At 67.8% G+C, this 23,471-nt stretch carries 19 protein-coding genes and 3 pseudogenes; 7 read left to right on the forward strand and 15 right to left on the reverse strand.

Features of this window, described 5'->3' with window-relative positions; translation table 11 throughout:
- Nucleotides 1-29 precede the first annotated feature (29 nt).
- From ftsR to secA2, 8 genes and pseudogenes are all read right to left on the reverse strand, one after another.
- Complete coding sequence (ftsR, locus tag BN4332_RS06095; RefSeq protein WP_066897647.1) at nucleotides 30-788, reverse strand: transcriptional regulator FtsR; 759 nt, start codon at nucleotides 786-788, stop codon at nucleotides 30-32.
- Between the two features lie 3 nt (nucleotides 789-791).
- Nucleotides 792-1,274: a glycogen accumulation regulator GarA gene (gene garA, locus BN4332_RS06100; RefSeq protein WP_066897648.1), complete on the reverse strand. Its 483-nt coding sequence runs from the start codon at nucleotides 1,272-1,274 to the stop codon at nucleotides 792-794.
- Between the two features lie 188 nt (nucleotides 1,275-1,462).
- Nucleotides 1,463-1,858 (reverse strand): glycine cleavage system protein GcvH, encoded by a 396-nt coding sequence (gene gcvH / locus BN4332_RS06105; protein WP_066897649.1) that lies wholly within the window; start codon nucleotides 1,856-1,858, stop codon nucleotides 1,463-1,465.
- A gap of 34 nt (nucleotides 1,859-1,892) precedes the next feature.
- Nucleotides 1,893-2,645 (reverse strand): DUF881 domain-containing protein, encoded by a 753-nt coding sequence (locus tag BN4332_RS06110; RefSeq protein ID WP_066897675.1) that lies wholly within the window; start codon nucleotides 2,643-2,645, stop codon nucleotides 1,893-1,895.
- A 115-nt stretch (nucleotides 2,646-2,760) separates the two neighbouring features.
- Nucleotides 2,761-3,093, reverse strand: coding sequence for a small basic family protein (locus BN4332_RS06115; RefSeq protein WP_003882035.1), 333 nt, complete (start codon nucleotides 3,091-3,093; stop codon nucleotides 2,761-2,763).
- A gap of 28 nt (nucleotides 3,094-3,121) precedes the next feature.
- Nucleotides 3,122-3,839 (reverse strand): annotated as a pseudogene (locus BN4332_RS06120) (DUF881 domain-containing protein).
- The gene (locus BN4332_RS06125; protein WP_066897650.1) at nucleotides 3,836-4,471 is read right to left on the reverse strand and encodes a CDP-alcohol phosphatidyltransferase family protein; all 636 of its coding nucleotides are present in this window, start codon (nucleotides 4,469-4,471) and stop codon (nucleotides 3,836-3,838) included. The pseudogene BN4332_RS06120 and the gene BN4332_RS06125 overlap by 4 nt, the downstream one beginning before the upstream one ends.
- Nucleotides 4,472-4,480: 9 nt before the next feature.
- A complete protein-coding gene (gene secA2 / locus BN4332_RS06130; RefSeq protein ID WP_066897651.1) occupies nucleotides 4,481-6,865 on the reverse strand; it encodes an accessory Sec system translocase SecA2 in 2,385 nt (794 codons plus the stop codon).
- Nucleotides 6,866-6,986: 121 nt separating this feature from the next.
- Here secA2 and BN4332_RS06135 point away from each other — a divergent pair, with 121 nt between their 5' ends.
- On the forward strand, nucleotides 6,987-8,924 hold the full coding sequence (locus BN4332_RS06135; RefSeq protein ID WP_066897652.1) for an ABC transporter ATP-binding protein/permease: 1,938 nt from the start codon (nucleotides 6,987-6,989) through the stop codon (nucleotides 8,922-8,924).
- A 42-nt stretch (nucleotides 8,925-8,966) separates the two neighbouring features.
- Nucleotides 8,967-10,871: an ABC transporter ATP-binding protein/permease gene (locus tag BN4332_RS06140; protein ID WP_066897653.1), complete on the forward strand. Its 1,905-nt coding sequence runs from the start codon at nucleotides 8,967-8,969 to the stop codon at nucleotides 10,869-10,871.
- Here the strand turns inward: BN4332_RS06140 and BN4332_RS06145 are convergent.
- The 6 genes and pseudogenes from BN4332_RS06145 to BN4332_RS06170 form a co-directional block, all read right to left on the reverse strand.
- Nucleotides 10,868-12,343: an FAD-binding protein gene (locus BN4332_RS06145; protein ID WP_066897654.1), complete on the reverse strand. Its 1,476-nt coding sequence runs from the start codon at nucleotides 12,341-12,343 to the stop codon at nucleotides 10,868-10,870. The two genes, BN4332_RS06140 and BN4332_RS06145, sit on opposite strands and share 4 nt — an antisense overlap.
- Entirely contained in the window at nucleotides 12,340-12,834 is a 495-nt protein-coding gene (locus tag BN4332_RS06150; RefSeq protein WP_066897676.1) for a VOC family protein, read from the reverse strand. Before BN4332_RS06150 ends, BN4332_RS06145 begins: the two co-directional genes overlap by 4 nt.
- 79 nt (nucleotides 12,835-12,913) lie before the next feature.
- The gene (locus tag BN4332_RS06155; protein WP_096866840.1) at nucleotides 12,914-13,585 is read right to left on the reverse strand and encodes an Rv1815 family serine proteinase; all 672 of its coding nucleotides are present in this window, start codon (nucleotides 13,583-13,585) and stop codon (nucleotides 12,914-12,916) included.
- A 194-nt stretch (nucleotides 13,586-13,779) separates the two neighbouring features.
- Nucleotides 13,780-14,151: pseudogene (locus BN4332_RS06160) on the reverse strand (LysM peptidoglycan-binding domain-containing protein); the annotation flags it as partial.
- Between the two features lie 283 nt (nucleotides 14,152-14,434).
- Nucleotides 14,435-15,346 (reverse strand): sterol desaturase family protein, encoded by a 912-nt coding sequence (locus tag BN4332_RS06165; RefSeq protein WP_066897655.1) that lies wholly within the window; start codon nucleotides 15,344-15,346, stop codon nucleotides 14,435-14,437.
- Nucleotides 15,347-15,361: 15 nt separating this feature from the next.
- The gene (locus BN4332_RS06170; RefSeq protein ID WP_066897656.1) at nucleotides 15,362-16,927 is read right to left on the reverse strand and encodes a carboxylesterase/lipase family protein; all 1,566 of its coding nucleotides are present in this window, start codon (nucleotides 16,925-16,927) and stop codon (nucleotides 15,362-15,364) included.
- Between the two features lie 91 nt (nucleotides 16,928-17,018).
- Here BN4332_RS06170 and BN4332_RS06175 point away from each other — a divergent pair, with 91 nt between their 5' ends.
- Both BN4332_RS06175 and BN4332_RS06180 read left to right on the forward strand, forming a co-directional pair.
- Complete coding sequence (locus tag BN4332_RS06175; RefSeq protein ID WP_066897657.1) at nucleotides 17,019-17,354, forward strand: DMT family transporter; 336 nt, start codon at nucleotides 17,019-17,021, stop codon at nucleotides 17,352-17,354.
- Nucleotides 17,354-17,698: a DMT family transporter gene (locus tag BN4332_RS06180; protein WP_066897658.1), complete on the forward strand. Its 345-nt coding sequence runs from the start codon at nucleotides 17,354-17,356 to the stop codon at nucleotides 17,696-17,698. The genes BN4332_RS06175 and BN4332_RS06180 overlap by 1 nt, the downstream gene beginning before the upstream one ends.
- Here BN4332_RS06180 and BN4332_RS06185 read toward each other — a convergent pair.
- Nucleotides 17,613-18,575 (reverse strand): annotated as a pseudogene (locus tag BN4332_RS06185) (MFS transporter); the annotation flags it as partial. The gene BN4332_RS06180 and the pseudogene BN4332_RS06185 sit on opposite strands and share 86 nt — an antisense overlap.
- 104 nt (nucleotides 18,576-18,679) lie before the next feature.
- On the opposite strand from BN4332_RS06185, the gene lysA reads away from it, so the two are divergent.
- The 3 genes from lysA to BN4332_RS06205 all read left to right on the forward strand — a co-directional run bounded on the left by lysA (nucleotide 18,680) and on the right by BN4332_RS06205 (nucleotide 23,467).
- Nucleotides 18,680-19,951, forward strand: a complete 1,272-nt coding sequence (lysA, locus tag BN4332_RS06190; protein WP_066897659.1) for a diaminopimelate decarboxylase — start codon at nucleotides 18,680-18,682, stop codon at nucleotides 19,949-19,951.
- Between the two features lie 33 nt (nucleotides 19,952-19,984).
- Entirely contained in the window at nucleotides 19,985-22,135 is a 2,151-nt protein-coding gene (gene malQ, locus BN4332_RS06195) for a 4-alpha-glucanotransferase (RefSeq protein ID WP_066897660.1), read from the forward strand.
- 432 nt (nucleotides 22,136-22,567) lie between these two features.
- Nucleotides 22,568-23,467 carry a metal-dependent hydrolase gene (locus tag BN4332_RS06205; RefSeq protein ID WP_066897661.1) on the forward strand — a complete coding sequence of 300 codons (900 nt, stop codon included), beginning with the start codon at nucleotides 22,568-22,570 and terminating at the stop codon, nucleotides 23,465-23,467.
- Nucleotides 23,468-23,471: the final 4 nt, after the last annotated feature.

Consider the following 23,471-nt stretch of genomic DNA (forward strand, 5'->3'; position numbering starts at 1 on the left):
CGAATTAGCCGTCAAACGAAGTCTAGTCCTCAGCGATCCAGAACGTCGCGTACGGCTGACTTGATCAGAGACGTGTGCAAGGTGATCGCCAGCGCGGCCACCTCACGCGCCAGGTCGTCGGCCCGGTCGCGAGCTCCGGCCTTGCCCGCCTTGACCACTGGGCCGGCGATCTGGGCGATCAGGTCGGATTGCCGGTCCGCGGCGGAACGGAAAGCCCGCAGGTGCCGCGGCTCCACCCCGTAGTCGCCCAGTGCGCGCGCGCACTGGGCGATCACCACGGAGTGTTCGTCGAAAAACCCGGCGGGCCCGGCGGTGATGATGCCGTTGCGCACCAGCGCGCCCAGCATCTCCTCGTCGATGCCCGACCGGGCCAACAGATCTTCACGGGACAGCCGCACCTGGGTCGGCGCCACCCCCGAAACCCCGGCGGCGCCGTCCACCCCGTCTTCTCCCCCGCCCTCACCTTCGGACACCGGCACCAAACGTGGCACCCCGTAGGCGGATCCGGCCTGCGGCAACTCACCATCGGGTTGAGCGTCCAGCTGTGCCTTGATCACCTTCAACGGAAGGTACTGGTCACGCTGGGCGGTCAGGATGAACCGCAGCCGCGCACAGTCGTACGCGGTGAACCGCCGGTACCCCGACGCAGTGCGCTGCGGCGTGACCAGCCCCTCGGCTTCCAGGAACCGGATCTTCGAGATCGTGACGTCCGGAAAGTCGCCCCGCAGCAGGTCCAGCACTGCGCCGATCGACATCCCGGCCAGTGCAGGTCTGTCGGGGGCAGTCATCGGCTAGCTGGTCGGGCTGCTGTCGTCGTCAGACCGGGGACCGGTGAGGAACACCAGGCGGAACTTCCCGATCTGCACCTCGTCACCGTTGGCGAGGACGGCCGAATCGACCGGCTCACGGTTCACGTACGTGCCGTTGAGGCTGCCGACGTCGACAACCTGGAACTCGCCGCTCTCCAACCGGAACTCGGCGTGACGGCGGCTCACGGTGACATCGTCGAGGAAGATGTCGCTGTCCGGATGACGCCCGGCCGAGGTGGTCGGCTGATCGAGCAGGAAACGCGAGCCGGCATTCGGTCCACGCTTGACGACGAGCAACGCCGAACCCGCGGGCAGGCCCTCGACGCCGGACACGGCGCCTTCGGTACCTGCCGCTGCGGGTGCATCCAGTTCGTTGAGGAAGTCCGCGCGGAAAACCGATGTGGTTTCCACCGTCACGTCTTCCGACGACTGGTCGGCCCCCGAATTGCTGTCTTTGTCCGTCACCCGCTGCTCCTCACTGGCTGCTGTGGCGTTGCCCGGCGTGGCCCCAGCCCATCGTCGGTCTCACGTCGACCGTACCGCGCATCAGGCATCGTTGTGTCCACCACCGCCGGATCCGATGGGGAGATATCTGCGCGCCGGGCACGGCCGAACCGGTCTCGGCGACCGGCCTTCGAAACCCTAACAACCCCTCACTCGGTCACGGCGGCGCGGTAGCCGTCCGCGTCGAGCAAACCGGCCAGGGCGTCGTCGAGGGTGCCCTCCTCGAGCCGCAGATCGACCAGCCAGCCTTCGCCGTAGGGATCGGAATTGACGAGCTGAGGGCTGCTGTCCAGATCACCGTTGACGGCAACGACTTTCGCGGCGACCGGGGCGTACAGGTCCGACACCGACTTGGTCGACTCGACCTCGCCGAAGGCGTCACCGGCGGCCAGTTGGGCCCCGACGTCGGGCAGTTGGACGAACACCACATCGCCGAGCGCGGACTGCGCGTAATCGGTGATACCGACTCGTACCGTGTCGTCACCGGTGCGCAACACCCACTCGTGCTCCGAGGTGTAGTACAGGTCGGCTGGGATCTCGCTCACGGCGCTCCTTATTGTCCGGCGGGTTGGTTGCTGCTCACTTGACGGGCTGAGCGTATTGGCGAGGTTTCGGTTGCCGCAAGGCGGTGACGTCGACCCGCTCGGCCTGTTGTACCACCATCGTGCCGCCGACCCGCTTGACGCTGTCCATTGCCCCGCCGGGAATGTTCATCGCCGCCGCGAGGGTCGGCGGATCCCCAATGGCCAGAACCGAATACGGCGGCCGCAGGGTCACGTTGTCGGCGGTGAGCGCACCCGGGGTGCCGACGATCCAGGTGTCGATACCGACGCGCACGGCGGATTGCTGATCGCCGCCGCGGATCTCGATGGCCTCCGCGCCGGCCGCGCGCAGCTCGTTGATCACGTCGAGCATGGTCTCGGCGGGCACGCCGGGCGCGTTGTCTTCTATGGTGAGCGTCACTCCCGGGCCCGTCGCGGCCACCGTCCCGATCTGGATGGACAGCGCCTCCAACCGGGCCTGGGCATTCTCGATCGCGGCCTGATCGCTGCTGCCCGACGCCTGCAGTTGTTGGAGGGTGCGCTGCAGGTCGGCCACCTCGGTGTTGAGCGAGGCCTCACGTTGCTGCAGCGAATCCAGCAGCACCAGCAGATCGGCCGGCCGGGCGGTCTCCAGCGAATCTCCGGACTCGTTCTGGCGCACCTGCGTGACGATCGCCATACCCAGCAGGACGCACAACAGCACCCCGAGCGCGCCGAACACCAACTGTGAGCGGCTGCGGCGCACGATTCGCAGATTCCGGAACCGGCGTGGCGAGACGTCGGGAGGCATCTCGTGGCGGCCGTGGTGTTCCGCGTGGTGCTCGGCGCGATGTTCGGCCCGCGGTTCGGCCTGACGTTCGGGCTTGTCCGGTTCGGTTTCCCGGGCGGGATCGTGATCGGTCATGTCAGGCGCCGAACAGTCTGCGCCGCAGCGCGGCGGCGTTGCCGAAGATCCGGATGCCGAGCACCACGATGATCGCCGTCGACAACTGGGTGCCGACCCCCAGTTGATCGCCGACGTAGACGATGAGCGCCGCCACCAACACGTTGAACACGAACGACACGACGAAGACCTTGGCGTCGAATATCCGCTCCAGGTAAGCCCGCAACCCGCCGAACACCGCATCGAGGGCGGCCACCACGGCGATCGGCAGGTACGGCTCGACGAACTCGGGAACGCTGGGGTGGAACACCAACCCGAGCACGATCCCGACGACCAGAGCGACGATCCCGATCATCTAACGGTCAATCCTGTGCACGTCAGGCCTATCCAATCTGTTTGGCGAAGTTGACATCTCGTACCGAAACCGCGGGCACGGACAGGCCGTCCCCCTCACTCACGTTCACCCCGACCCCGTAGGAGGTCTCCAGCAGCCGGAGCCGTTGCAGACCCGGAGTGCGGTCGAACGTGTCGGCCATTCCCTTCGGTGGTCCGATGGCCACAATGGCATACGGACTGGTGATCGGCTGATTGTCGACCAGAATGCCACCGCCGGCCTGCCGGATCGTGACGCCCGCGCCCACCCGCACGCCGCCCACCGAAACCGCTTCGGCGCCACTGGCCCACAACGAATTCACCACCAGCTGCAGGTCCCGGTCGAGGATGACCTGCTGGGAACCGGCGACCCGCTGTTTGGACACGTCGCTGAGATCCTTGGACAGCCCGGGGTCGGTCACCGTGACGGTCAGCCCGGGACCGATCATGCCGACGGCCGCCGCCTCGACGTTGGCGGTGTCCAGGCTGCCGAGCAGCTGCTGGCCGTTCTCGTCCATACCGAGCCTGCTGCNGCATCCAGCCGAGATCGGTGGCCCGCCGCCGCGGCCGGTCACCGGATGCGCGGGCCGCTGCGGCCGCGGCATAGCCGGGATCGAGGTGTTCCGAGAGCAGCGAACGCAGCAGCGACGGCACCGGAATGCGCTTGGGCGCGTGGGCCTCGTGGTCGTTGAGCCCGGCCCCCGACTCGTAGCCGCCGAGGGTGCTCATGGCCGGCTGACCGGAAGTCGTCGCACCACCATCGCGACCTGGATCAGGTACAGCACGGCCGACCACAGGTACAGCGCCACGCCCCACAGCAGGAAGGCCCATCCGCAGGCCAGTGCCACGCGGCTCCACGTCGCGTCCCACTGCCCCAACAGCACCCAGGGGAAACCCGACATCAGCGCGAACGTGGCGGCCTTGCCCAGATAGGTCACCGGCAGCGCGGTCAGGCCCCGGCTGCGCAGCAGCGGCAGGGTGGCGGCCAGCACCGCATCCCGGCCCAGCAGGGTGGCCACGATCCACCACGGCACCACGCCGGCGAAGGCCAGTGCCACCGGGACGGTCACCATGTAGATGCGGTCGACGAGCGGGTCGAGCAGTTCACCCAGACGCGAGGACTGGTTGTCCACCAGCCGCGCGATCTTGCCGTCGGCCCAGTCCGAGAAGCCGCTGAACATCAGGATCGCGACGGCCCAGCCGTATGCGTGCGCGCCGAACAGCAACCAGAGGAACACCGGCACCAACACCAGGCGCAGCACACTGAGCGCGTTCGGCACGGTCAGCACGCGATCCGACGAAGACGGTGCGGCAGCCGGCGCCGGCGCGCTCCTGCCCTCCGGAGCAGGCGCGTGGTCCATGACTAAAACCTAGCGGAATACACCCGGCAGGCTCAGGGCCGACATGGTGTCGTCGTTGAGCGGGTTGTCGTGAACCATGTAGGTCCACGTCGAGGTCGGCCGCGCGAGCTTGGACAGATCGATGCCCGGCTCGTCCTCGATCTCCTCGGCCGTGTCGAAGGTCTGCTGGGCAGCCTCGATGGCGTCGGCCGCGAGCGAGGCGAACGCGTCGACGGCCATCCGGTGGAACTCGTCGAGGGGGTTCTGCCGGCCCAGCGCCCGCAGGTGGATGCTCTCGCGGATGTCGGCGAGGAACGCCAGGTGGTCACACCAGCCGCGGTCCAGGTGGTACAGCATGATCAGCCGGCAGATCTTGGTCAGCTTCTCCTCGGCGTCCTCGCCGTCCGATTCCTGTGCTCCCCGCGCGCGCAGCTCCTTGATCAGCTTCTCGTACCGCTCCGGCGAGCGGGCCTGCAGCTCTTGGCGGGCGGTGTCGGTGCGCAGCAGGGTTTCGCGACGGTCCACGATGATCGCGCGCTGCTGGGCGATCAGCTGGTTGTACCGCCAGGTGTTGGCGTGCACGTCGAGCAGCCTGCCCTCGGCGACCCGCTGGGCGTGGTCGAGCAGACCGGCCGCCTTGGGCGCGATGATCCGGCCGTCCTCGTCGGTCTCGGTGGGCAGCTTGGTGTCGTCCAGGTGCGAGGCCACCACCTCGTCCTCCCAGCTGGAGAAGAACACCGACGAGCCCGGGTCGCCCTGGCGGCCGGCGCGGCCGCGCAGCTGGTTGTCCAGGCGCTCGGTGTGGTGGCGGCCCGTGCCGACCACGTGCAGCCCGCCCAGGTCGGCGACCTTCTTCTTCTCGTCCGAATCGTCGCCGACATCGGATCCGCCCAGCCGGATGTCGGTGCCGCGACCGGCCATCTGGGTGGACACCGTGACCGAACCGAGCTTGCCCGCCTCGGCGATCACGGCTGCTTCCTCGGCGTCGTTCTTGGCGTTGAGCACGACGGCCGGGACCCCGGCCTTGACCAGTCTGCGATGCAGGTCCTCGGATTCGGCCACGTCGTGGGTGCCGACCAGCACCGGCTGTCCGGTCGCGTGCACCTCGGCGATGTGTTCGACGATCGCGTGGTTCTTGGCCGCCTCGGTGAGGTACACCCGGTCGGTTTCGTCCTCGCGGATGTTGGGCTTGTTCGACGGGATCGGCGACACACCGAGCTTGTAGAACTGGCGCAGCTGTTCACCGGCGGCCAGCGCGGTGCCGGTCATGCCACACACGGTGGGATAGCGGTTGATCAGTGCCTGCACCGTGATGGTGTCGAGCACCTCGCCGGTCTCGGTGGTGTCGATGCCTTCCTTGGCCTCGACGGCCGCCTGCAGTCCGTCGGGCCAGCGCTGCAGCGAGGCGATCCGCCCGCGCGACGCGTTGATCAGGTGTACCGCGCCGTCACGGACGATGTAGTGCACGTCGCGCTGCAGCAGGATGTGCGCGTGCAACGCCACGTTGATCTCGGTGAGGGTGGTGGCGACGTGCTCCTCGGAGTAGAGGTCGATCCCGCCGAGTCGGGCCTCGAGCTTGCGGGCGCCCGCCTCGGTGAGGTGCACGTTGCGGTTGTCGTCGTCGGTCGCGAAGTTCTCGTGCGCGTCGGGTCCGCTGATCAGGTCACCCACCATCCGGATCACCTCGACGCGCGGCTGCTCACGGTGGCTGGTACCGGCCAGCACCAGCGGCACCAGCGCCTCGTCGACGAGCACCGAGTCGGCCTCGTCGATCAGCGCCACGTCGGGGTTGGGTGACACCAGGTCGGCGACGTCGGTGACCAGCTGGTCGCGCAGCACGTCGAAGCCGATCTCGTTGACGGAGGCGTAGGTGACGTCGCACTCGTAGGCCTTGCGCCGCTCGTCGGCGGTGGAATCGGCGGTGATCCAGCCGACCGTGAGCCCCAGCGCCTCCAGCAACGGGCTCATCCACTCGGCGTCACGCCGGGCCAGGTAGTCGTTGATGGTGATGACGTGCACGTGACGTCCACCGATCGCGTACCCGGCCGCCGCGATCGCACCGGACAGCGTCTTGCCCTCGCCGGTGGCCATCTCGACGACGTCGCCGGCGAGCATGCGCAACGCCGCGAGCAACTGCACATCGAACGGACGCAACCCCGTGGTGCGCTCGGCGGCCTCCCGCGCCAGGGCCAGGAACTGCGGCATGTCGGCCGATGCGGCCAACTCCTCCAGCTCGAGCAGCTTGGCGGCCTTGGTGAGCTGCTCGTCATCGAGCTTGGCAGCCTTCTCCTCGTACTCGGCTGCCCCCTTGACCTCGGAGAGCGACCGGGCCTGGTTGCGCTCGGTACTGGCCCCCAAGAGTTTCCAGAACTTGCTGCTCAAGCGGCCCGGTTTGGCGGTGGACGTCTTCGGCACATGTTCACGGTACGCGGACGCGGCGGATGGCTTTGAGCGTGACCCCGAACCGGATCGGCGCAGCACGCCGGGGACACCGTCCCACCCGGCTCCTGCCAGTTGTTGGGGGTACTTTGCCCGCATGGAGATGTTCAGCCCGACACTCGACTGGAGCACCGAGCTGCAGACATCGCTGGTCTGGATCGCCAAAGGATGGCTGATCGCAGCGGTGTCGACGATGGTGGTCCTGTTCCTGCTCGCCAGGTTCACCACGTGGGGCAAGCAGTACTGGCGCATCACCCGCGGATACTTCGTCGGCCGCGAGAGTCTGATCGTGTGGCTGTGGCTGGCGGCCCTGCTGCTGTCCGTGATCACGGGCGTGCGCCTATCGGTGCTGTTCAGCTTCCAGGGCAACGACATGATGACCAGCTTCCAGGTCATCGCCGGCGGCATCTCCAGCGGCAACGAGGCAGTCAAGGTGTCTGGCAAAGACGGGTTCTGGCTTTCGCTGACCGTCTTCGCGCTTCTGGCGGTGCTCAACGTCGCCAGGATCATGCTCGACCTGTACATGGCGCAACGGTTCATGCTGCGCTGGCGCGCTTGGCTCACTGAACACCTAACCGGTGACTGGCTGGACGGAAAAGCCTATTACCGGGCGCGATTCATCGACGACACGATCGACAACCCGGATCAGCGCATCCAAACTGACATCGACACCTTTACCGGCAGCACCGACTCGCTGCCGAACCGACCGAACAACACCTCGACGGCCACGCTGCTGTTCGGCGCGATCAATGCGATCGCCTCGATGATTTCGTTCACGGCGATTCTGTGGAACCTGTCCGGTCCGGTCACCCTGCCGCTGATCGGTGTTGAACTGCCCCGCGCGATCTTCGTGATCGGAATCGCCTACGTCCTGTTCGCCACCATTATTGCGTTTTGGATCGGCCGGCCGATCATCACACTGTCCTTCAACAACGAGAAGTTCAACGCGGCGTTCCGCTACGCGCTGGTGCGCCTGCGCGACGCTTCGGAGGCCGTGGCGTTCTACCGTGGCGAGCTGGCCGAGCGCACGGGGCTGCGCCGGCTGTTCGAGCCCGTCGTCGACAACTACAAGCGTTACGTGAATCGGATGACCAAGTTCCTCGGCTGGAACCTCTCCGTAAACCAGGCTCAAGAACTCATTCCGTATGTGGTCCAGTTCCCCCGGTTCTACAGCGGTGAGATCACCCTGGGCGCACTGTCGCAGACCGCGAGTGCGTTCCGCAGTCTGCTGGATGGCTTGTCGTTCTTCCGCAGCGCCTACGACAACTTCGCCGGTTATCGCGCGGCGATCATCCGTCTCGACGGCCTGGTCGTTGCCAACAATGAGGCTCGCGAGCTTCCCGAGGTGACCACGACACCGTGTGTGGACGGGACGGTGCGGCTCACCGACGTCGAGGTCCGCACACCCGACGGCCGCCAGCTCATCAATCCGCTCGACCTGCACCTGCAGGTGGGCGACACGCTGGTGATCACCGGGCCGTCCGGCAGCGGCAAGACCACGCTGCTGCGCAGCCTCGCCGAGTTGTGGCCGTTCACCTCGGGCACACTGACCCGCCCGTGCGGACCGAACGAAACGATGTTCCTGTCTCAGCTGCCGTACGTCCCGCTGGGTGACCTGCGCGCGGTGGTCACCTATCCGGGTGAAGAGGGCGTGGTCGACGACGAGACGCTCAAGCGGACTCTCGAGGAAGTGGCCCTGGCACACCTGGTCGGCCGGCTCGACGAAGTCCAGGACTGGGCCAAGGTGCTGTCTCCCGGTGAGCAGCAACGGATTGCATTCGCCAGGATCCTGCTCGTCAAGCCCAAGGTGGTGTTCCTCGACGAGTCGACCTCGGCGCTCGACGAAGGTCTCGAGTTCATGCTCTATCAGCGGGTGCGTACCGAACTGCCCGAGACCATCCTGGTCAGCGTCAGCCACCGCACCACGGTCGAGCAGCACCACACTCACGAGCTCGAATTGCTGGGCGACGGCGAATGGCGGCTGGGCCGGGTGGAAGACGAGGACGACGAGGCCAACCTGGTCAAGCGGCCCTGATCAGCCAACCGGCAGCGCCCGTTCCCGGTAACTTCCCGGGGTATGGAGATGTTCACCCAGTCACTGGACTGGGGCAACGAGATCCTGGCGTCACTGTGGTGGGTGGCCAAGGCGTGGGCGATCGGCGCGGTGATATTGGTGGCCGTGCTGGCCGTACTGGCCCGCATCACCACCTGGGGCCGTCAGTTCTGGCGTGTCACCGGCGGGTATTTCCTTGGGCGCCAGAGCCTTCCGGTGTGGGCGCTGCTGGGCGTGCTGCTGCTGTCGGTGATGGTTTCGGTGCGCATGGACGTGTTGTTCAGCTACTACCTGAACGATCAGACCACGGCACTGCAAGTGGCCTTCTCCGGCGCGGGGTCGGGCAATGAGGCGGTGCGCCGCTCGGGAATTGACGGTTTCTGGCAGTCGATCCTGATCTTCGGGCTGTTGATGGCGGCCGACATCACCCGCACCTTGCTCGATCTGTATCTCATGCAGTACTTCATCATTCGCTGGCGGGTGTGGCTCACCGAGCGGCTCACCGGCGACTGGCTGGATCAACGGGCCTACTACCGCGGCCGGTTCATCGGCGGGTTCGGCGGTACCCCGATCGACAACCCGGACCAGCGCATCCAACAGGACATCGACGTGTTCACCACCGGCACCGGTCCCGAAACCAACACCCCCACCGTGGCAACGGCCCAGACCCTGCTGTTCGGGTCGGTCTACTCGATCGTCTCGGTGGTGGCGTTCACCCCGATCCTGTGGAATCTGGCCGGGCCGTTGACGTTTCTGGGCGTGACGGTGCCCAAGGCGTTGTTCTGGATCGCGTTGTTGTGGGTGGTGGTCACGACCGTGGTGGCGATCTGGATCGGCCGGCCGATCATCCGGCTGACGTTCCGCAACTCGCTCACCAACGCCGCGTTCCGGTATGCGCTCGTGCGGGTTCGCGACGGTGCCGAGGCGGTTGGCTTCTATCACGGCGAACGCACCGAACGTGCCACGCTGGCAGACCGATTCGCCAAGGTCATCGCCAACTACCGGCGGCTCGTCCTCCGCGGCGTCGCGTTCCTCGGCTGGAACCGCTCCATCAACCAGATCATCGATCCCCTCCCCCTGATCATCCAGGCGCCCCGGTTGTTCGCGGGTCAATTGACCTACGGCGACGTCCTGCAGTCGGCCAGCGCGTTCAGCAGGGTGCAGAGTTCGCTGAGTTTCTTCCGGTCGGTGTATGACGCATTCGCCGGGTACCGGGCCGCCATCATCCGACTCGACGGCCTGGTCACCGCCAACGAACAGGCAAGGGCCCTACCGCGTTTGGACACCGGGGTGAGTTCCGACGGCGGCGTCGAACTCGAGAACGTCGAGGTGCGATCGCCCGACGGTACCCTGCTGCTGCGCGATCTCGACATGCGGCTGGCCCCTGGCGATTCGCTGGTCATCACCGGCCCGTCCGGCACCGGGAAAACGACCCTGCTGCGCAGTCTGGCCCGGTTGTGGCCGTACGGCTCGGGGACGGTGCGCTACCCCGAGCACGGCGGGGTGATGTTCCTGTCCCAACTCCCCTACGCACCGCTGGGCGACCTGCGGACGGTGATCTGCTATCCCTCGCCGGCAGGCACGTACGACGACGATGCGATCCGGACCGCGCTGGACGCAGTCGCGCTGGGGAACCTCACCTCTCGGTTGGATGAAGACGCCGATTGGGCAAAGGTGCTGTCCCCGGGCGAACAGCAACGCATCGCGTTCGCCCGGGTCCTGCTGGCCCGGCCCCGCGCGGTGTTTCTCGACGAAGCCACCTCGGCACTGGATGCCGGTCAGCAGCACGCGTTGTACGCGGCACTGCGTGCCGCCCTGCCCGACTGCATCGTGGTCAGCATCAGTCACCGCGACAGCGTGAACGAGCTCCACGACCGTCGCCTGGAACTGCTCGGCGACGGTCGGTGGCAGCTCGCGCCGGTCGGTTAGCGCGCGGCCGCGTGGGTTCCGGCGCGGCGGCCGAAGTACGACCCCTCGCCGAGTTGCACGCCGCTGGCGTATCCCTCGCCGTCCTGGGCGATGTTGGATGCGCAGGCACCCGCCGCGTACAGACCGGCGATGACGCTGCCGTCCGCCCGCAGCACCTCGCCGTCCAGCGAGACGGTGAGCCCGCCCATGGTGAAACCGGAGTACATCGCGATGCCGAGGGACAGGTCGAACGCGGCGTACGGGCCGGTGTCCTGGGCCGCGATGTATTCGGGCTGCTTGTGGAAGTCCGGATCCTCACCCTTGGCGGCGTTCTCGTTGTAACGCTGCAGGGTCGCCGCCAGGTTGCCGGCCGGGATGCCCAGGGCCTCTTCGGCTTCGGCAATCGTCTCGTAGCCGTCGATGAACTGGATCAGCGGCATGGCCGGCATCTCCATGTGCGCCTCGTCGACGATGAGGTAGGCCTGTTGGTCGGGCTGCCGCAGCACGAACGCCGAGGTGCGCGAGTGGTAAGAGTCCTCGGCGACGAAGCGCTGCCCCTGGTTGTTGACGATGACGCCGGTCAACAGGATCTCCGGCGGGTAGGCCGCGGCGGTGATGAACAGCTGGTCCATCCCGTTGGCCACGCCCCCGGCCGAGACGCCCATCCGGATGCCCAGCCCGTCGTCGTTCGGGTTGCCCAGGATGTAGGGCTCGACCTCGCCGTGGTGCTTGGTGCGCCGCTTCCTGCCGAGCGCGGGCGTGTACTCGGCCACCATCTCGGGGTTCATGGCAAATCCGCCGGCGGTGATGATGACCGATTTCGCCTTGACACAACCGGTTTCGCCGAAGTGCTTCCACTTCACGCCGACGACGGCCCCGCCGTCGACGATCAGGTTGGTGGCCCCGACCTCGTAGCGGATGGTGACGCCCAACTCCTCGGCACGCTTGAGCAGCAGGTCGATCACCATCGCCGCGCCACCCAGCTCCCCGGGCACCGGAACCGAGTGGCCGCGGGGCGCGGGCTTGGCCTTCTCGGTGAACGGCCATACCTTCTCGTTGCCGGTGTAGGACAGCCCCTCGGTGCCCGGCGGCACCACGACCTTGCCCGGGTAGAAACTGCGCTCGAACTGGAAGCCAAGCGCCTCAAGCCAATTGAAGTGCTCGACGCTGTCGTCGCAGTACGCACGGATCTTCTCCAGATCGGGCTCACGCGAGACCTCGACCAGGTACTTGTACATCTCCTCGGCGGTGTCGGGATGCCCGGTGGCCTCCTGCACCGCGGTCCCGCCGCCGAGGTAGAAGTGCCCGCCCGCCATCGCGGTGGTGCCGCCGGCCGCGGCGGCCTTCTCCAGCACCAGCACCCGAGCCCCACCCGCCGCGGCACTGACCGCCGCGCAGCCTCCGGCGATGCCGAATCCGACCACCACCACGTCGAATTCGTCGGACCAGGATTCCACGTCCGCGGCCACCAAGGCCTCGGGGATTTCCTTCACTGCTGCTCCTGTTTCACATACTCGAAGTACGCCCGGATCTCGGGCGGAATGTAGGCGATCTCCAGATACGGCACCCCCGCCGCGGGAGCCGAGAGGTAGGCGAATCGCATCCCCCCGGGCATCTCCCCCTGACACACCACCGGCGCCCCGTCGGCTTCGGCGGCCCGCACCTTGGCATCGAACGAATCCAGGTCGGCCGCTTCGATGCAGACGTGATGCAGACCCGACCCGTGCCGGTCCAGGAATTCGGAGTAGACGCTGCGGCCGCTGATCGGTGCGATGAGCTCCAGTTGGGTGTCGCCGGCGTAGCTGAGCGAGATGTCGGCCGCGAAGTCGGCGGGTTCACCACGGTAGCTACAGGTCTCCGGGCCGAAGTGCACCGCCGGCATACGCACCCACCGGCGGGCGCCCAGCAGTGCGCTCAGGGTCCGTTCGGTGGCGTCCAGATTTTCCGTCACCCAGGCAATCTGGACAGGTGTCTGACTAAACATCGACATGAGAATATCGCCCACCGGGCGCGAAAGCTAGAACGTGTTCTAGTTTTGTCACGTGTCGGGCGCGCCGCCCGGATTACCCGCCGGACAGGTTGGATACCGCACCGGCCGCGGGCCCGGCCTCACCGCGCGCCTGGCCGCTGGCATTCTGCCAGGACACCGCGGCCGGGTAATTGCCCCACGTGCTGTTGAACATCCCGACGATGGCGGCACGGCCGTCGGGCGTGATCACGTACACCGGGCCGCCGGAATCACCCTTCTGGCTGACCACCCCGTTGGCCATGGTGAACCAACCGTTGTTGACCGCCTGGATGGTGCCGCAGCTCTCCCCGGTGACCACGCCGAAGTGGCAGACCGGCAGCCCGGGCGCCGGCTGTACCGCCGGGTCCTCCACCAGCATCCGGCCGCCCGGCAGGATGTTGTTGACCGCGACGTCACCGGCCAGCTGAATCGTCTCCCAATCGGAGATCATGTGGTTGGTGTCGACGGTGGCACCGTCGGGTGTGTTGTCGCGAAAGGCGCCCTGATGCCCGATGAAGTTTCCGTCGCGATCACCCACCGGCCCGTCCCCACGACAATGCCCTGCCGTGAACCCGATCCGGCTGAACGGATCGACGAAGCCCAGCGTGCAGACGTTGGTGCCCTGGCGGATCTCCATCCCCGGGTACACCAGCGAACCCGCGGCCGCCGCCACCGGCGCCTGGCCCATCAGCAAAGCCGCCACCGGGATCGCGGCGAACGCCCGCATCACACCCCCAAGCCACTGCACGACCGGCCTCCCTCGTTGTACGGACGTGTGATCGTCACCCTACCGATATCGACCACGGTCCCACCGCAACTTCGGCACGCAGGCCTTGCTCTCCCCGCGCAAAACGACGACGGCCCGGACCATGTAGGCCCGGGCCGTCGATCGGTAACAGGTCAGGGAATCNCAACCTCGGGCTCGGGCGCGGCGGCCTCGGGCGCCGGTGGCGGCGGCTCGGAGGTCTCGGTCTTCGACGACCAAGCCGGCCCGTCCGCGGCGTACAACACCAGGTTGCGGTCGTCCTGCAGAACCAGCTTGACGTCCTTCTTGCCCTTGGTGTCCGAGTGCCACACCGGCTTGTCGGGCGTATACAGCACGAAGTTGCCGTCGGTCTGAACCTCGGCCCGCACCACGTCCTGGCCGTTGGTGGAAGTCGACCAGACCGCTTGATCGCGTGCGTACAACACGAGGTTGCCGTCGTCCTGCAACGTCAGCGTGTAGGCGCCGTTGTTGGAGGTGAGCGACCCCCCCTTCTCCAGCTTCTGTCCTTCGGTCAGTGTGTCTCCCACGCATTACCCCTTTCGTGACCGTGACCCGGGCTTCGCACCCGGCTCTGTCGACCTTACTGACTTGAAGTTTGCTTTGGTGCTATTCGGCTCGGCCCGAATTCAAACGTCACACAAACAGTCGGAATCCGGCAGGTGGGAGGGGCGGATCAGCCGCTCACCGCGTGTCGGGTATCCCGGCCGGGCCTGGCCACCGACTCCGCCGCCGGCGACGAGTGAGCGAATCGTAGCTCGCGTCAATTCCCCTGTCGGCCAATAAGTCTGGTGGACGCCGGGCGGCGCACCACTACCCGACCGGTTGAGATTCGGCAACCGCCGCGGGCTGCCAGCCGGGTGGACCGAAGACGTAGCCCAACCGATCGCGCAGCCGGCCGGCGCGCCGCACGTCGCGGGCGATCGCCACGTACTCGTGGGTCTGCAGTTTCCAGATGTTGAAGGTGTCGACCGGCTTGGTCAGCCCGTAGTGCGGCCGGAACACCTCGGGCTGGAACGTGCCGAACATCCGGTCCCAGACGATCAGGATGCCGCCGTAGTTGCGGTCGAGGTACAGCTGGTCGCGGCCGTGGTGCACCCGGTGGTGCGATGGCGTGTTGAAGACGAACTCGATTGGCCGCCAGAGCTTTCCGACGCGCTCGGTGTGCACCCAGAACTGGTAGACCAGGTTCAGCGAGAAGCTGGCGAACACCAGCCACGGCGGAATACCCAGCAGCGGCAACGGAATCCAGGCCACAATCTCGCCACTGTTGTTCCATTTCTGCCGCAGCGCGGTGGCGAAGTTGTAGTACTCGCTGGAGTGATGGGCCTGATGCGTCGCCCAGATCAACCGAACCCGGTGCGCGATCCGGTGATAGGCGTAGAACAGCAGGTCGACCCCGAGAATCGCGATCACCCAGGTGAACCACCGATCGCCGGGCAGGTGCCACGGTGCCAGGTATGCGTAGATGGCGGCATAGCCGAACAGCGCCAGCAGCTTCCAGCCCGCGGTGGTGGCGATGGACACCAACCCCATCGAGATGCTCGTCCACGCGTCGCGGGTGTCGAACGCTCCGGCCGGAGCGCGCCCGGACTCGATGTGCTCCAGGCGACGCGCCGCGACCCATTCCACGGTCAGCAGCACCAGGAAGAACGGGATGGCGAAGAACACCGGATCACGCATCGGTGCCGGCAGAAAGTCCAGGACGGCCCGGATCATGTCCATGTCGAAATCATCCGATCAGCGGAAGTTCAGGATCTGGCTACCCCAGGCCGCATGCAGATCGCGGTCCAGGTCGGCGACGACCTTGTCGTGTTTGTCGATGACGAGCGTGGCGCGGTCGTCACGTCCGTACGACCGCCATACGGGCTCGCCCGCCGCACCCGAGGGCTCGCCGGTCGTGGCGAAGTTGACCCACCGGCGGCGTACCCGGCGGGACACCCCGCGCCCGTGCTTGAGGCCGCCCAGCTTGAACGTCGGATCCTTCGGTCCGGCAACCAGATTCCCCCAGACATAGGGCAGCTCGGTGGCGTGGGCGGCGCCCAGCCGCAGCAGCCGCAACATCGGCGTGGTGAAGTCGAAGCGGTAGAGATATACCGGGGCGACGGCGCTGTGTCCCTCGGCGTACCACAGGGTCGGCATCCGGAACCCGATGTCGCGGGCCAGACCCAACCCGAGCGCCTTGGGACGCAAACCCGCGTAGGCGGAGGTGATCTGGGCCTCGGTGGGCAGTTGGAGTCCGGGTTGTTCGGCGGCGATCGCATTGAACATGGACCGCAAGGCGCCCGGCGTGATCGGCATCAGCGGTGACTTCATCCAGCGGAACACCGTCGCCTCGTGCTCGTTGGTGCCGATGATCAGCGGCACCGGGTGGCCGCGGCCGGCCCGGGCCGCCGCCACCGGATAGTCGGGCACCACGTCGCCGTCGACGACGGGTGCGAATGCCAGCAGACCCGGGGACGTCCGCGGCACCGCGTCGAACACGTCCTTGGCCGCGGCCAGGAGGGCGGGCACCGGTGCGACTGCCAGTCGCGCAACCTCGTCGCGAGCGATCCCCAGCCGCTCGAGATACTGAACGGCCACCGCACGGGACCGGTCGGCGGCGTACACCGACGTGGCCGGAGAGCTCTGCGCGATCGCGGCGCCGAACAGGCCTTCGGCGGCCGGGCAGGTCAGCAAGGTGGTGACGATCCCGCCCCCGGCCGACTCGCCGAACAGGGTCACCCGATCCGGGTCTCCACCGAACCCCGCGATGTTGTCGCGTACCCACCGCAGTGCGCACAGCACGTCGCGCAACCCGAGATTGGTCTCGAACCGCAGCCCCTTCGCCGCGGGCTGCTCACTGAACTCGGACAGGTCCAGAAAACCGAACGGCCCCAGCCGGTAGTTGACGGTGACGATCACGGCATCGCCCTCGCCGGCCAGCACCGCCCCGTCGTAGAGCGGCTGGCTGCCCGAGCCGAGGACGTAGGCACCACCGTGCACCCACACCATCACCGGTTTGGCATCCCCGGCCTCGGTTCCGGCGGGGGCCCAAACGTTGAGCACCAGACTGTCCTCGCCCTGGCGGCCGCCGAGGTCGATGGGCAGCCGCGGGTCGGTGATCTGCGGGCACACCGGCCCGGGGCGGGTGGCGTCTGCGATCTCCGACCAACGGGCCGGCGGTTGCGGTGCGCGCCATCGCAATTCCCCGACCGGCGCCGCGGCATAGCGAATCCCGGACCACCGTTTGACCGCTCCGTCGTCGGTTCCGCGGACCGGACCGTAGGCGGTGTCGACCACCGGGCCGCGGGTCGGATCGGGCATGCGGACTCCTCGATGACACTGAGCGAACTCTCCCACGGTACCCACCCGCCTGGTCCGGACGTGCCGGACGGACCTCCGATAGGTTGGTCGCGTGCGAAGGTGGGCGTTGTTGATCGCGGCCGTCATCACCGAGGTCACCGCCACACTGTCGTTGCGGGCGTCGCAGGACCATGCGGGTTGGCTGGTGCTCGTGGTGGCGGGATACCTGGCCGCGTTCGCGTTCTTGACGCTGGTGCTGCGCGCGGGGATGCCGGTCGGCGTTGCCTACGGCATCTGGGGTGCGCTGGGCACCGCGGCGACCGCCGTGCTGGCCGCGACGTTGTTCGGCGACCCGTTCACCTGGCCGATCGTGGCCGGCATCGGTTTGATCATCTCGGGCGTGCTGCTGGTCGAACTGGGATCGCATCCACGCGAGGCCGAATCATGATGTGGCTGGCGTTGACGGGCGCGATACTGGTCGAGGTGTTCGCCACGCTCGCGCTGCGGGCCTCGGACGGGTTCCGACGCCGGGCCTGGATCGCCCCGGTGGTCGCCGGTTACGTGACGTCGTTCTACCTGCTGTGGCTGGCACTGTCGTGGGGGGTTCCGGTCGGGATCGCCTACGGCATCTGGACGGCCTGCGGGGTGGCCCTGGTCGCTCTCATCGCGAGGTTCCTGTTCAAGGACCCGCTGACCCCGNGGGTGGCACTCCCAGCCCGGCCAGCGCGAACCCGGCGATCGTGGTGGCGATGCCGGGGAAGGCGAGCGCCGAGCCCATCCCGGCGGCGGTGATCACGCCACCCACCCGCACCACGGTGGCTTCGCCGAACCGGTCGACGAGTCGGTCGCCGGTCAGCCGTCCCACGAACATGAACCCCACCAGCGCGATGTAACCGAACACCGCCACTGCGGGCGGGGCGTGCAGGGTATCGCGCAGATACAGCGTCGCCCACGAGCTTCCGGCGTCTTCGACCGTGGCACCGGCGACCGCGATGAGCACCAGCGCCAGCAGGATCAGGTAGACCCGTGGCCCGGCCGGGCGTCCGGCCGCGCTGTGGGCGGCGGGATGGTCGTCGTGGTCGGACCCGGGCAGCAGGTAGTGGTAGGCGATCAGGGCCACCGCGCTGAACAGCACGGCGATCCCGGACAGATGGATGCTGCGCGGTATACCGAGCGCGATGGCACCGGCTCCGGTGAGACCGCCCAGGATTGCCCCCGCCGCCCACACCGCATGCAGGGAGTTGATGATCGAGCGGCCGTGTTCGCGCTGCACGCGCAGTCCGTGGGCGTTCTGCGCCACGTCGACGACGGAATCGCAGGCGCCGGCCAGGAAAAGCGCCGCGGCGAGCATCAGCGGGGTGGTCGACAGACCCGCGGCGACGACGAACAAGGCCAGCGCGACGGTGCCGAACACCGCGACCCGTGCGCTGTGGAACCGGCGGATCAGCGTCGCCGCGGTCAGCCCCGCGACCAGGGCGCCACCGGAGAACGAGGCGACGGCCGCGCCGTACACCGCGTTGCTCAGGTCCAGATCGGTCTTGATCTCCGGGTAGCGCGGCAGCAGGTTGGCGAAGATCGCCCCGTTGGTCAAGAACAGCGCACCGACCGCGATCCGGGCCCGGCGCAGGACGGCGGCGTCGCGTGGAGCTGAGAGCGGCCCGGATACCACTGAGGCGATATTACTGCGTTGCGACGACGGCAGCGGACCGCCGAAGCGGCAGGAGCTGTTCGCTTCAGGCCGGATCCGCGGTGCGGGCATGGCACGCTGGGCCCGTGACGCCACACGCGATCGCCGACGATCTGATCGGGTTGTTTCCGCCGGGCACCCGGCAGGACACCGACGGCACCCTGATGATCGGTGGCTGCCGGCTCGATGTCCTGGCCGAGCAGTTCGGCACGCCGGCCATCGTGATGGACGAAGGCGCGTTGCGGCAGCGGGCCGCCGATTATCTCGCGGCGTTCCGCGACCGCTGGCCGCGCAGCGATGTGGCGTTCGCGTCGAAGGCATTCCCCTGCACCGCCGTTCAACGCGTGATGGCAGAGGCGGGGCTGCACCTCGATGTCGCCGGCGGCGGTGAGATCTTGTCGGCGGTCAAGGCGGGCGCCGACCCGTCGCGTCTGATCCTGCACGGCAACGCCAAGACCGACGAGGAGTTGACGCTGGCCGTCGAACACGGCGTGGGCCTGGTCGTGGTCGACAACTTCGACGACATCGACCGGCTGGAGCGGATCGTGCCTGCCGGTCACCAACAGCCGTGTCTGGTCCGGGTGATTCCCGGTGTCGAGGCCGCCACCCATGCCTCGCAGGCCACCGGTCACGCCGGCTCCAAGTTCGGCCTGATGCCCGAGGATGCCCGCCGGGCGATCGCCCGCATCGAGGCCAGCCCGCACCTGCGACTCGACGGGGTGCACACACACGTCGGCTCCCAGCTGCTGAACGTGGAGCAGCTGGCGGCCGCGGTGGAACCGATCGCTCGGCTCGGCACCTTCGAGGTGTACGACCTCGGCGGCGGGCTCGGGGTGCGCTACACCTACGACGAGCAGCCGCCCAGCCTGGACGACTACGCCGAGGCCATGGTGGACCAGGCCCGCGCCCTGCTGCCGGACGGCAGCCGGATCATCGTCGAACCGGGGCGCAGCATGGTCGCCGACACCGCGTGCACGGTGTATCGGATCACCACCGTCAAGCGTGGTGTCGTCACGCACGTGGCCGTGGACGGCGGCATGGGCGACAACCTCGAGGTGTCGCTCACCGGCCAGCGGTTCGAGGCCACGATCGCCGACCGGGTGGGCGGCGGTGAGCCGGTCACCGTCGTCGGCAGACATTGCGAATCGGGCGATCAGCTCGTCGACGGTGTGCCGCTGCGTGAGCCGAAGGTGGGCGATCTGCTGGCGGTACCGGTCACCGGCGCGTACTGCTACACCATGTCCAATCAGTACAACGGAGCTCGCCGGGTTCCGGTTGTGTTCGCGCACAACGGATCTGCGCGGCTGGTAGTGCGCCGTGACACCTGGGCCGACCTGCTGGCCCGCGATGTCGACTGACACGATCGCGTTCATGGCGCCAAGATTGGCGTCATGAACGCACCGTCGGAGGCCCTGCTGGAGTTGGCCCGCCGCTACGGCGTGGCCGCGGAGTTCGACGACTGGACCGGCCGGCGCACCGCCGTCGCTGAGACGACGCTGATCGCGGTGCTGCGGGCGCTGGGCGTACCGGCCGAAACCGAACAGGAGCGCGCCGATGCGCTGACGGCGCACGACCGCCGGTACTGGCAACGCAGCCTGCCGCCCATCGTGACGGGCCGGGCCGGGGTGGCATCGGCCTTCTGGGTGCACGTCACCCACGGCGACCCGGCCGAGGTCACCCTGCTGCTCGAGGACGGCACCGAGCGCAGCAGCCTGAGGCAATTGGAGAACAACCGGCCCCCATACGATCTCGGGGACCGTTTGATCGGCGAGGCCACGTTCGAACTGCCCGCCGACCTGCCGCCGGGGTATCACCGGCTGCGGTTGCGCTCGCGCGAAGAGCATTACCCCGAGACCACGGTGGTGATCTCCCCCGCCACGCTGGAGCTCCCCGCGCGGCTGGACCGGCGCCGAGCCTGGGGCCTGGCCGTCCAGCTGTACAGTGTGCGTTCTCAGAACTCCTGGGGCACAGGCGATCTCACCGACCTAACCGATCTGGCCGTGTGGTCGGCCAGCCAGCACGGGGCGGGCTTCATCCTAATCAACCCGCTGCACGCCGCCTCGCCCACCGCCCCGATGGAACCGTCGCCGTACCTGCCCACCTCCCGCCGCTTCGGCAATCCGCTCTACCTGCGGGTGGAGGCCATTCCCGAGTTCGCCGCGGTGCGTCACCGGGGACGGATCCGCGGGCTGCGCACGGCGGTCAACAAGCAGGCCGCCCGGCAACCGACCATCGACCGCGACGCCGCCTGGCGGGTCAAACGCACCGCGCTGGAGCAGGTGTACCGGGTGGAACGCTCGGCCGGCCGGGAGCTCGCCTACACCGCCTACCGCAAACGGCAGGGTCAGGCCCTCGATGAGTTCGCGGTCTGGTGTGCCCTGGCCGAACGGTACGGAGCCGACTGGCATGCCTGGCCGCCTGCGCTCCGGCATCCGTCGAACTCGGAGGTCTCGGCGTTCGCCACCGCCAACCCGGACGCGATCGACTTTCACCGGTGGTTGCAGTGGGTGCTCGACGATCAACTCACCGCGGCGCAGGCCGCCGCGGTGCAGGCCGGGATGGAACTGGGCGTCATGAGCGATCTCGCCGTCGGCGTCGATCCCGACGGCGCCGATGCCTGGGCCCTGCAGGACGTGCTGGCACTCGGGGTCAGCGCGGGTGCACCGCCGGACGAGTTCAACCAGCTCGGCCAGGACTGGTCACAGCCCCCGTGGCGGCCAGACCGCCTCGTCGAGCAGGCCTACGAGCCGTTCCGGGCCCTGGTCAACATGGCGCTGCGACACTCCGGCGGCGTACGCATCGACCACATCATCGGCATGTTCCGGCTGTGGTGGATTCCCGAGGGCGCCGCCCCGACCGAGGGCACCTACGTGCGCTACGACCACGACGCGATGATCGGGATCATCGCGCTGGAAGCTCACCGGGCCGGAGCCGTCGTCATCGGCGAGGATCTCGGCACGGTCGAACCATGGGTCCGCGATTACCTGCGCGAGCGGGGTCTGTTCGGTACCTCGATCCTGTGGTTCGAAGCCGATGAGTCGGGCAAGCCCCTGCCTGCCGAACGGTGGCGGGAGTACTGCCTGTCCTCGGTCACCACACATGACCTGCCGCCGACGCCGGGCTATCTGGCCGGTGCGCATGTGCGGTTGCGTGAGGAACTCGGGTTGCTCACCCGCCCCGCCGATCAGGAGCTGGCCGCCGATCGGGCCGCCCAGGCCGCGTGGTTGGCCGAGCTGCAGCGGGCCGGCCTGATCGATCCGGATGCCGAGCCGGACACCGACGAGATCGTGACGGCGCTGTACCGCTACCTGGGGCGGACTCCGTCGAAGCTGCTGGCCCTCTCGCTGGCGGATGCCGTCGGCGAGGTGCGCACGCAGAATCAGCCGGGCACCACCGACGAGTACCCGAACTGGCGGATACCGTTGGCCGGTCCCGACGGCAGGCAGTTGCCCCTGGAAGAGGTGTTCGCCGACCCGCGGGCGGCGGCGTTGAGCGACGTGATGGCGGCGATCACGGGGCACCCGGACCGGGCCGGGATGTAACGCGCGGGGCGTCTGCTCCGGTTTCACATTCGTCACAGCTGCGATATGTTCGCAACCGCACCCGACTGACGGAGTTCATGTGAAGAAGCTTGTTGCGCTCGGCGGCGGTCTGCTCGCCGCCGGATCGATCGCCCTGTTGGCCGCCGGAACGGCCACCTCACAGCCGAGCTCCACCTCGATCAACGTCGTGGGCGAGCCGTACATGAAGGCGCTGGCCATTCTGAAGAGCCAGGGCATCAAGGCCACCTTCGGCGGCTCCTTCGGCAGCGCCCTGCCGCANGACACCGGTGGTGCCGATCGCCGGCGCCCCTGGCGCGGGCACGCCGCCGCCGGCCTGACCTCGACACGGCACCCGAACCCGTCACCCGGTACCGCCGTTCCCACCTAAATCCGTACACTGCTGAGAGTCCACTCATCCCAGGGAGGCTCTCGATGTTGCGTCCGTTGCGGTTCGACCATGAGATCGATCCGGGCCCGGTACAGATCCAGGCCCGGAAAGTGCACTTCGATCTCGATGGCATCCCGTTGCACTGGATCCCCGGCCACCCGGTGGCCTCGTCGATGGTGAACCTGTTCAACGTGGTCCTGCCGGTGGCCGAGCACTGGTTCGTCGCGACGTTCAACGAAGCGCTCCCCTACGTGCGCGATCCCAAGCTGGCCGACGACATGCGTGGCTTCATCGGCCAGGAGGCCACGCACGCCGAGACCCACGATCAGGTGCTCGACGAGTTCCTGACCAACCACAGGGTGGATTACCAGCCGGTGCTGTCGCTGGTGGAGCACGTGTTCACCAAGACGCTGGCTCCGTCGGACTCCCCGGATCCGCGGCGCAGGCTGGCCAACCTGTGCGACCGGCTGTGGCTCATCGCCGCCATCGAGCACTACACGGCGGTGCTCGGCGACTTCGTGCTGAACTGCACCTGGGAGGACCATGACGCCGACCCGACGATGACGGACCTGTTCCGCTGGCACGGCGCCGAAGAGGTCGAGCATCGCAGCGTCGCCCACGACGTGGCGGTGTACTTCCAGGACAGTTACTTCAGCCGGGTGCGGGCGATGTCGATCGCGGCCACCGCGGTCTACCTGTTCTTCCAGCGCGGCTGCTGGGCGATGGTCAAGAGCGATCCGACCCTCGACATCGGCTGGTGGCGGATGAACCGGATGCGCATCCGGGATTCCAAGCTGGGTCTGCTGCCCAAGTTCTCCCGGATGTTCGGCTCGAACACGCTGGCCTACTGCCGGCCCGGCTTCTCTCCCGAAGAGATGGGGTCGACGGCGCAGGCGGTCGCGTATCTGGCCAGCTCCCCCGCGGCACGGGCCGCCCACCTGTGACGGG

It is taken from the genome of Mycolicibacterium houstonense, from assembly GCF_900078665.2.
Classification (GTDB): domain Bacteria; phylum Actinomycetota; class Actinomycetes; order Mycobacteriales; family Mycobacteriaceae; genus Mycobacterium; species Mycobacterium houstonense.

Bases quoted from the DNA above. Each gene is read 5' to 3' on its own strand.
- BN4332_RS06110 (WP_066897675.1), bottom strand. From the start codon at position 2,645: ATGCCTCCCGACGTCTCGCCACGCCGGTTCCGGAATCTGCGAATCGTG.
- BN4332_RS06115 (WP_003882035.1), bottom strand. From the start codon at position 3,093: ATGATCGGGATCGTCGCTCTGGTCGTCGGGATCGTGCTCGGGTTGGTG.
- BN4332_RS06165 (WP_066897655.1), bottom strand. From the start codon at position 15,346: ATGGACATGATCCGGGCCGTCCTGGACTTTCTGCCGGCACCGATGCGT.
- BN4332_RS06125 (WP_066897650.1), bottom strand. From the start codon at position 4,471: ATGGACCACGCGCCTGCTCCGGAGGGCAGGAGCGCGCCGGCGCCGGCT.
- ftsR (WP_066897647.1), bottom strand. From the start codon at position 788: ATGACTGCCCCCGACAGACCTGCACTGGCCGGGATGTCGATCGGCGCA.
- BN4332_RS06205 (WP_066897661.1), top strand. From the start codon at position 22,568: ATGTTGCGTCCGTTGCGGTTCGACCATGAGATCGATCCGGGCCCGGTA.
- BN4332_RS06150 (WP_066897676.1), bottom strand. From the start codon at position 12,834: ATGTTTAGTCAGACACCTGTCCAGATTGCCTGGGTGACGGAAAATCTG.
- BN4332_RS06135 (WP_066897652.1), top strand. From the start codon at position 6,987: ATGGAGATGTTCAGCCCGACACTCGACTGGAGCACCGAGCTGCAGACA.
- malQ (WP_066897660.1), top strand. From the start codon at position 19,985: ATGAACGCACCGTCGGAGGCCCTGCTGGAGTTGGCCCGCCGCTACGGC.
- BN4332_RS06140 (WP_066897653.1), top strand. From the start codon at position 8,967: ATGGAGATGTTCACCCAGTCACTGGACTGGGGCAACGAGATCCTGGCG.
- BN4332_RS06155 (WP_096866840.1), bottom strand. From the start codon at position 13,585: ATGCGGGCGTTCGCCGCGATCCCGGTGGCGGCTTTGCTGATGGGCCAG.
- BN4332_RS06170 (WP_066897656.1), bottom strand. From the start codon at position 16,927: ATGCCCGATCCGACCCGCGGCCCGGTGGTCGACACCGCCTACGGTCCG.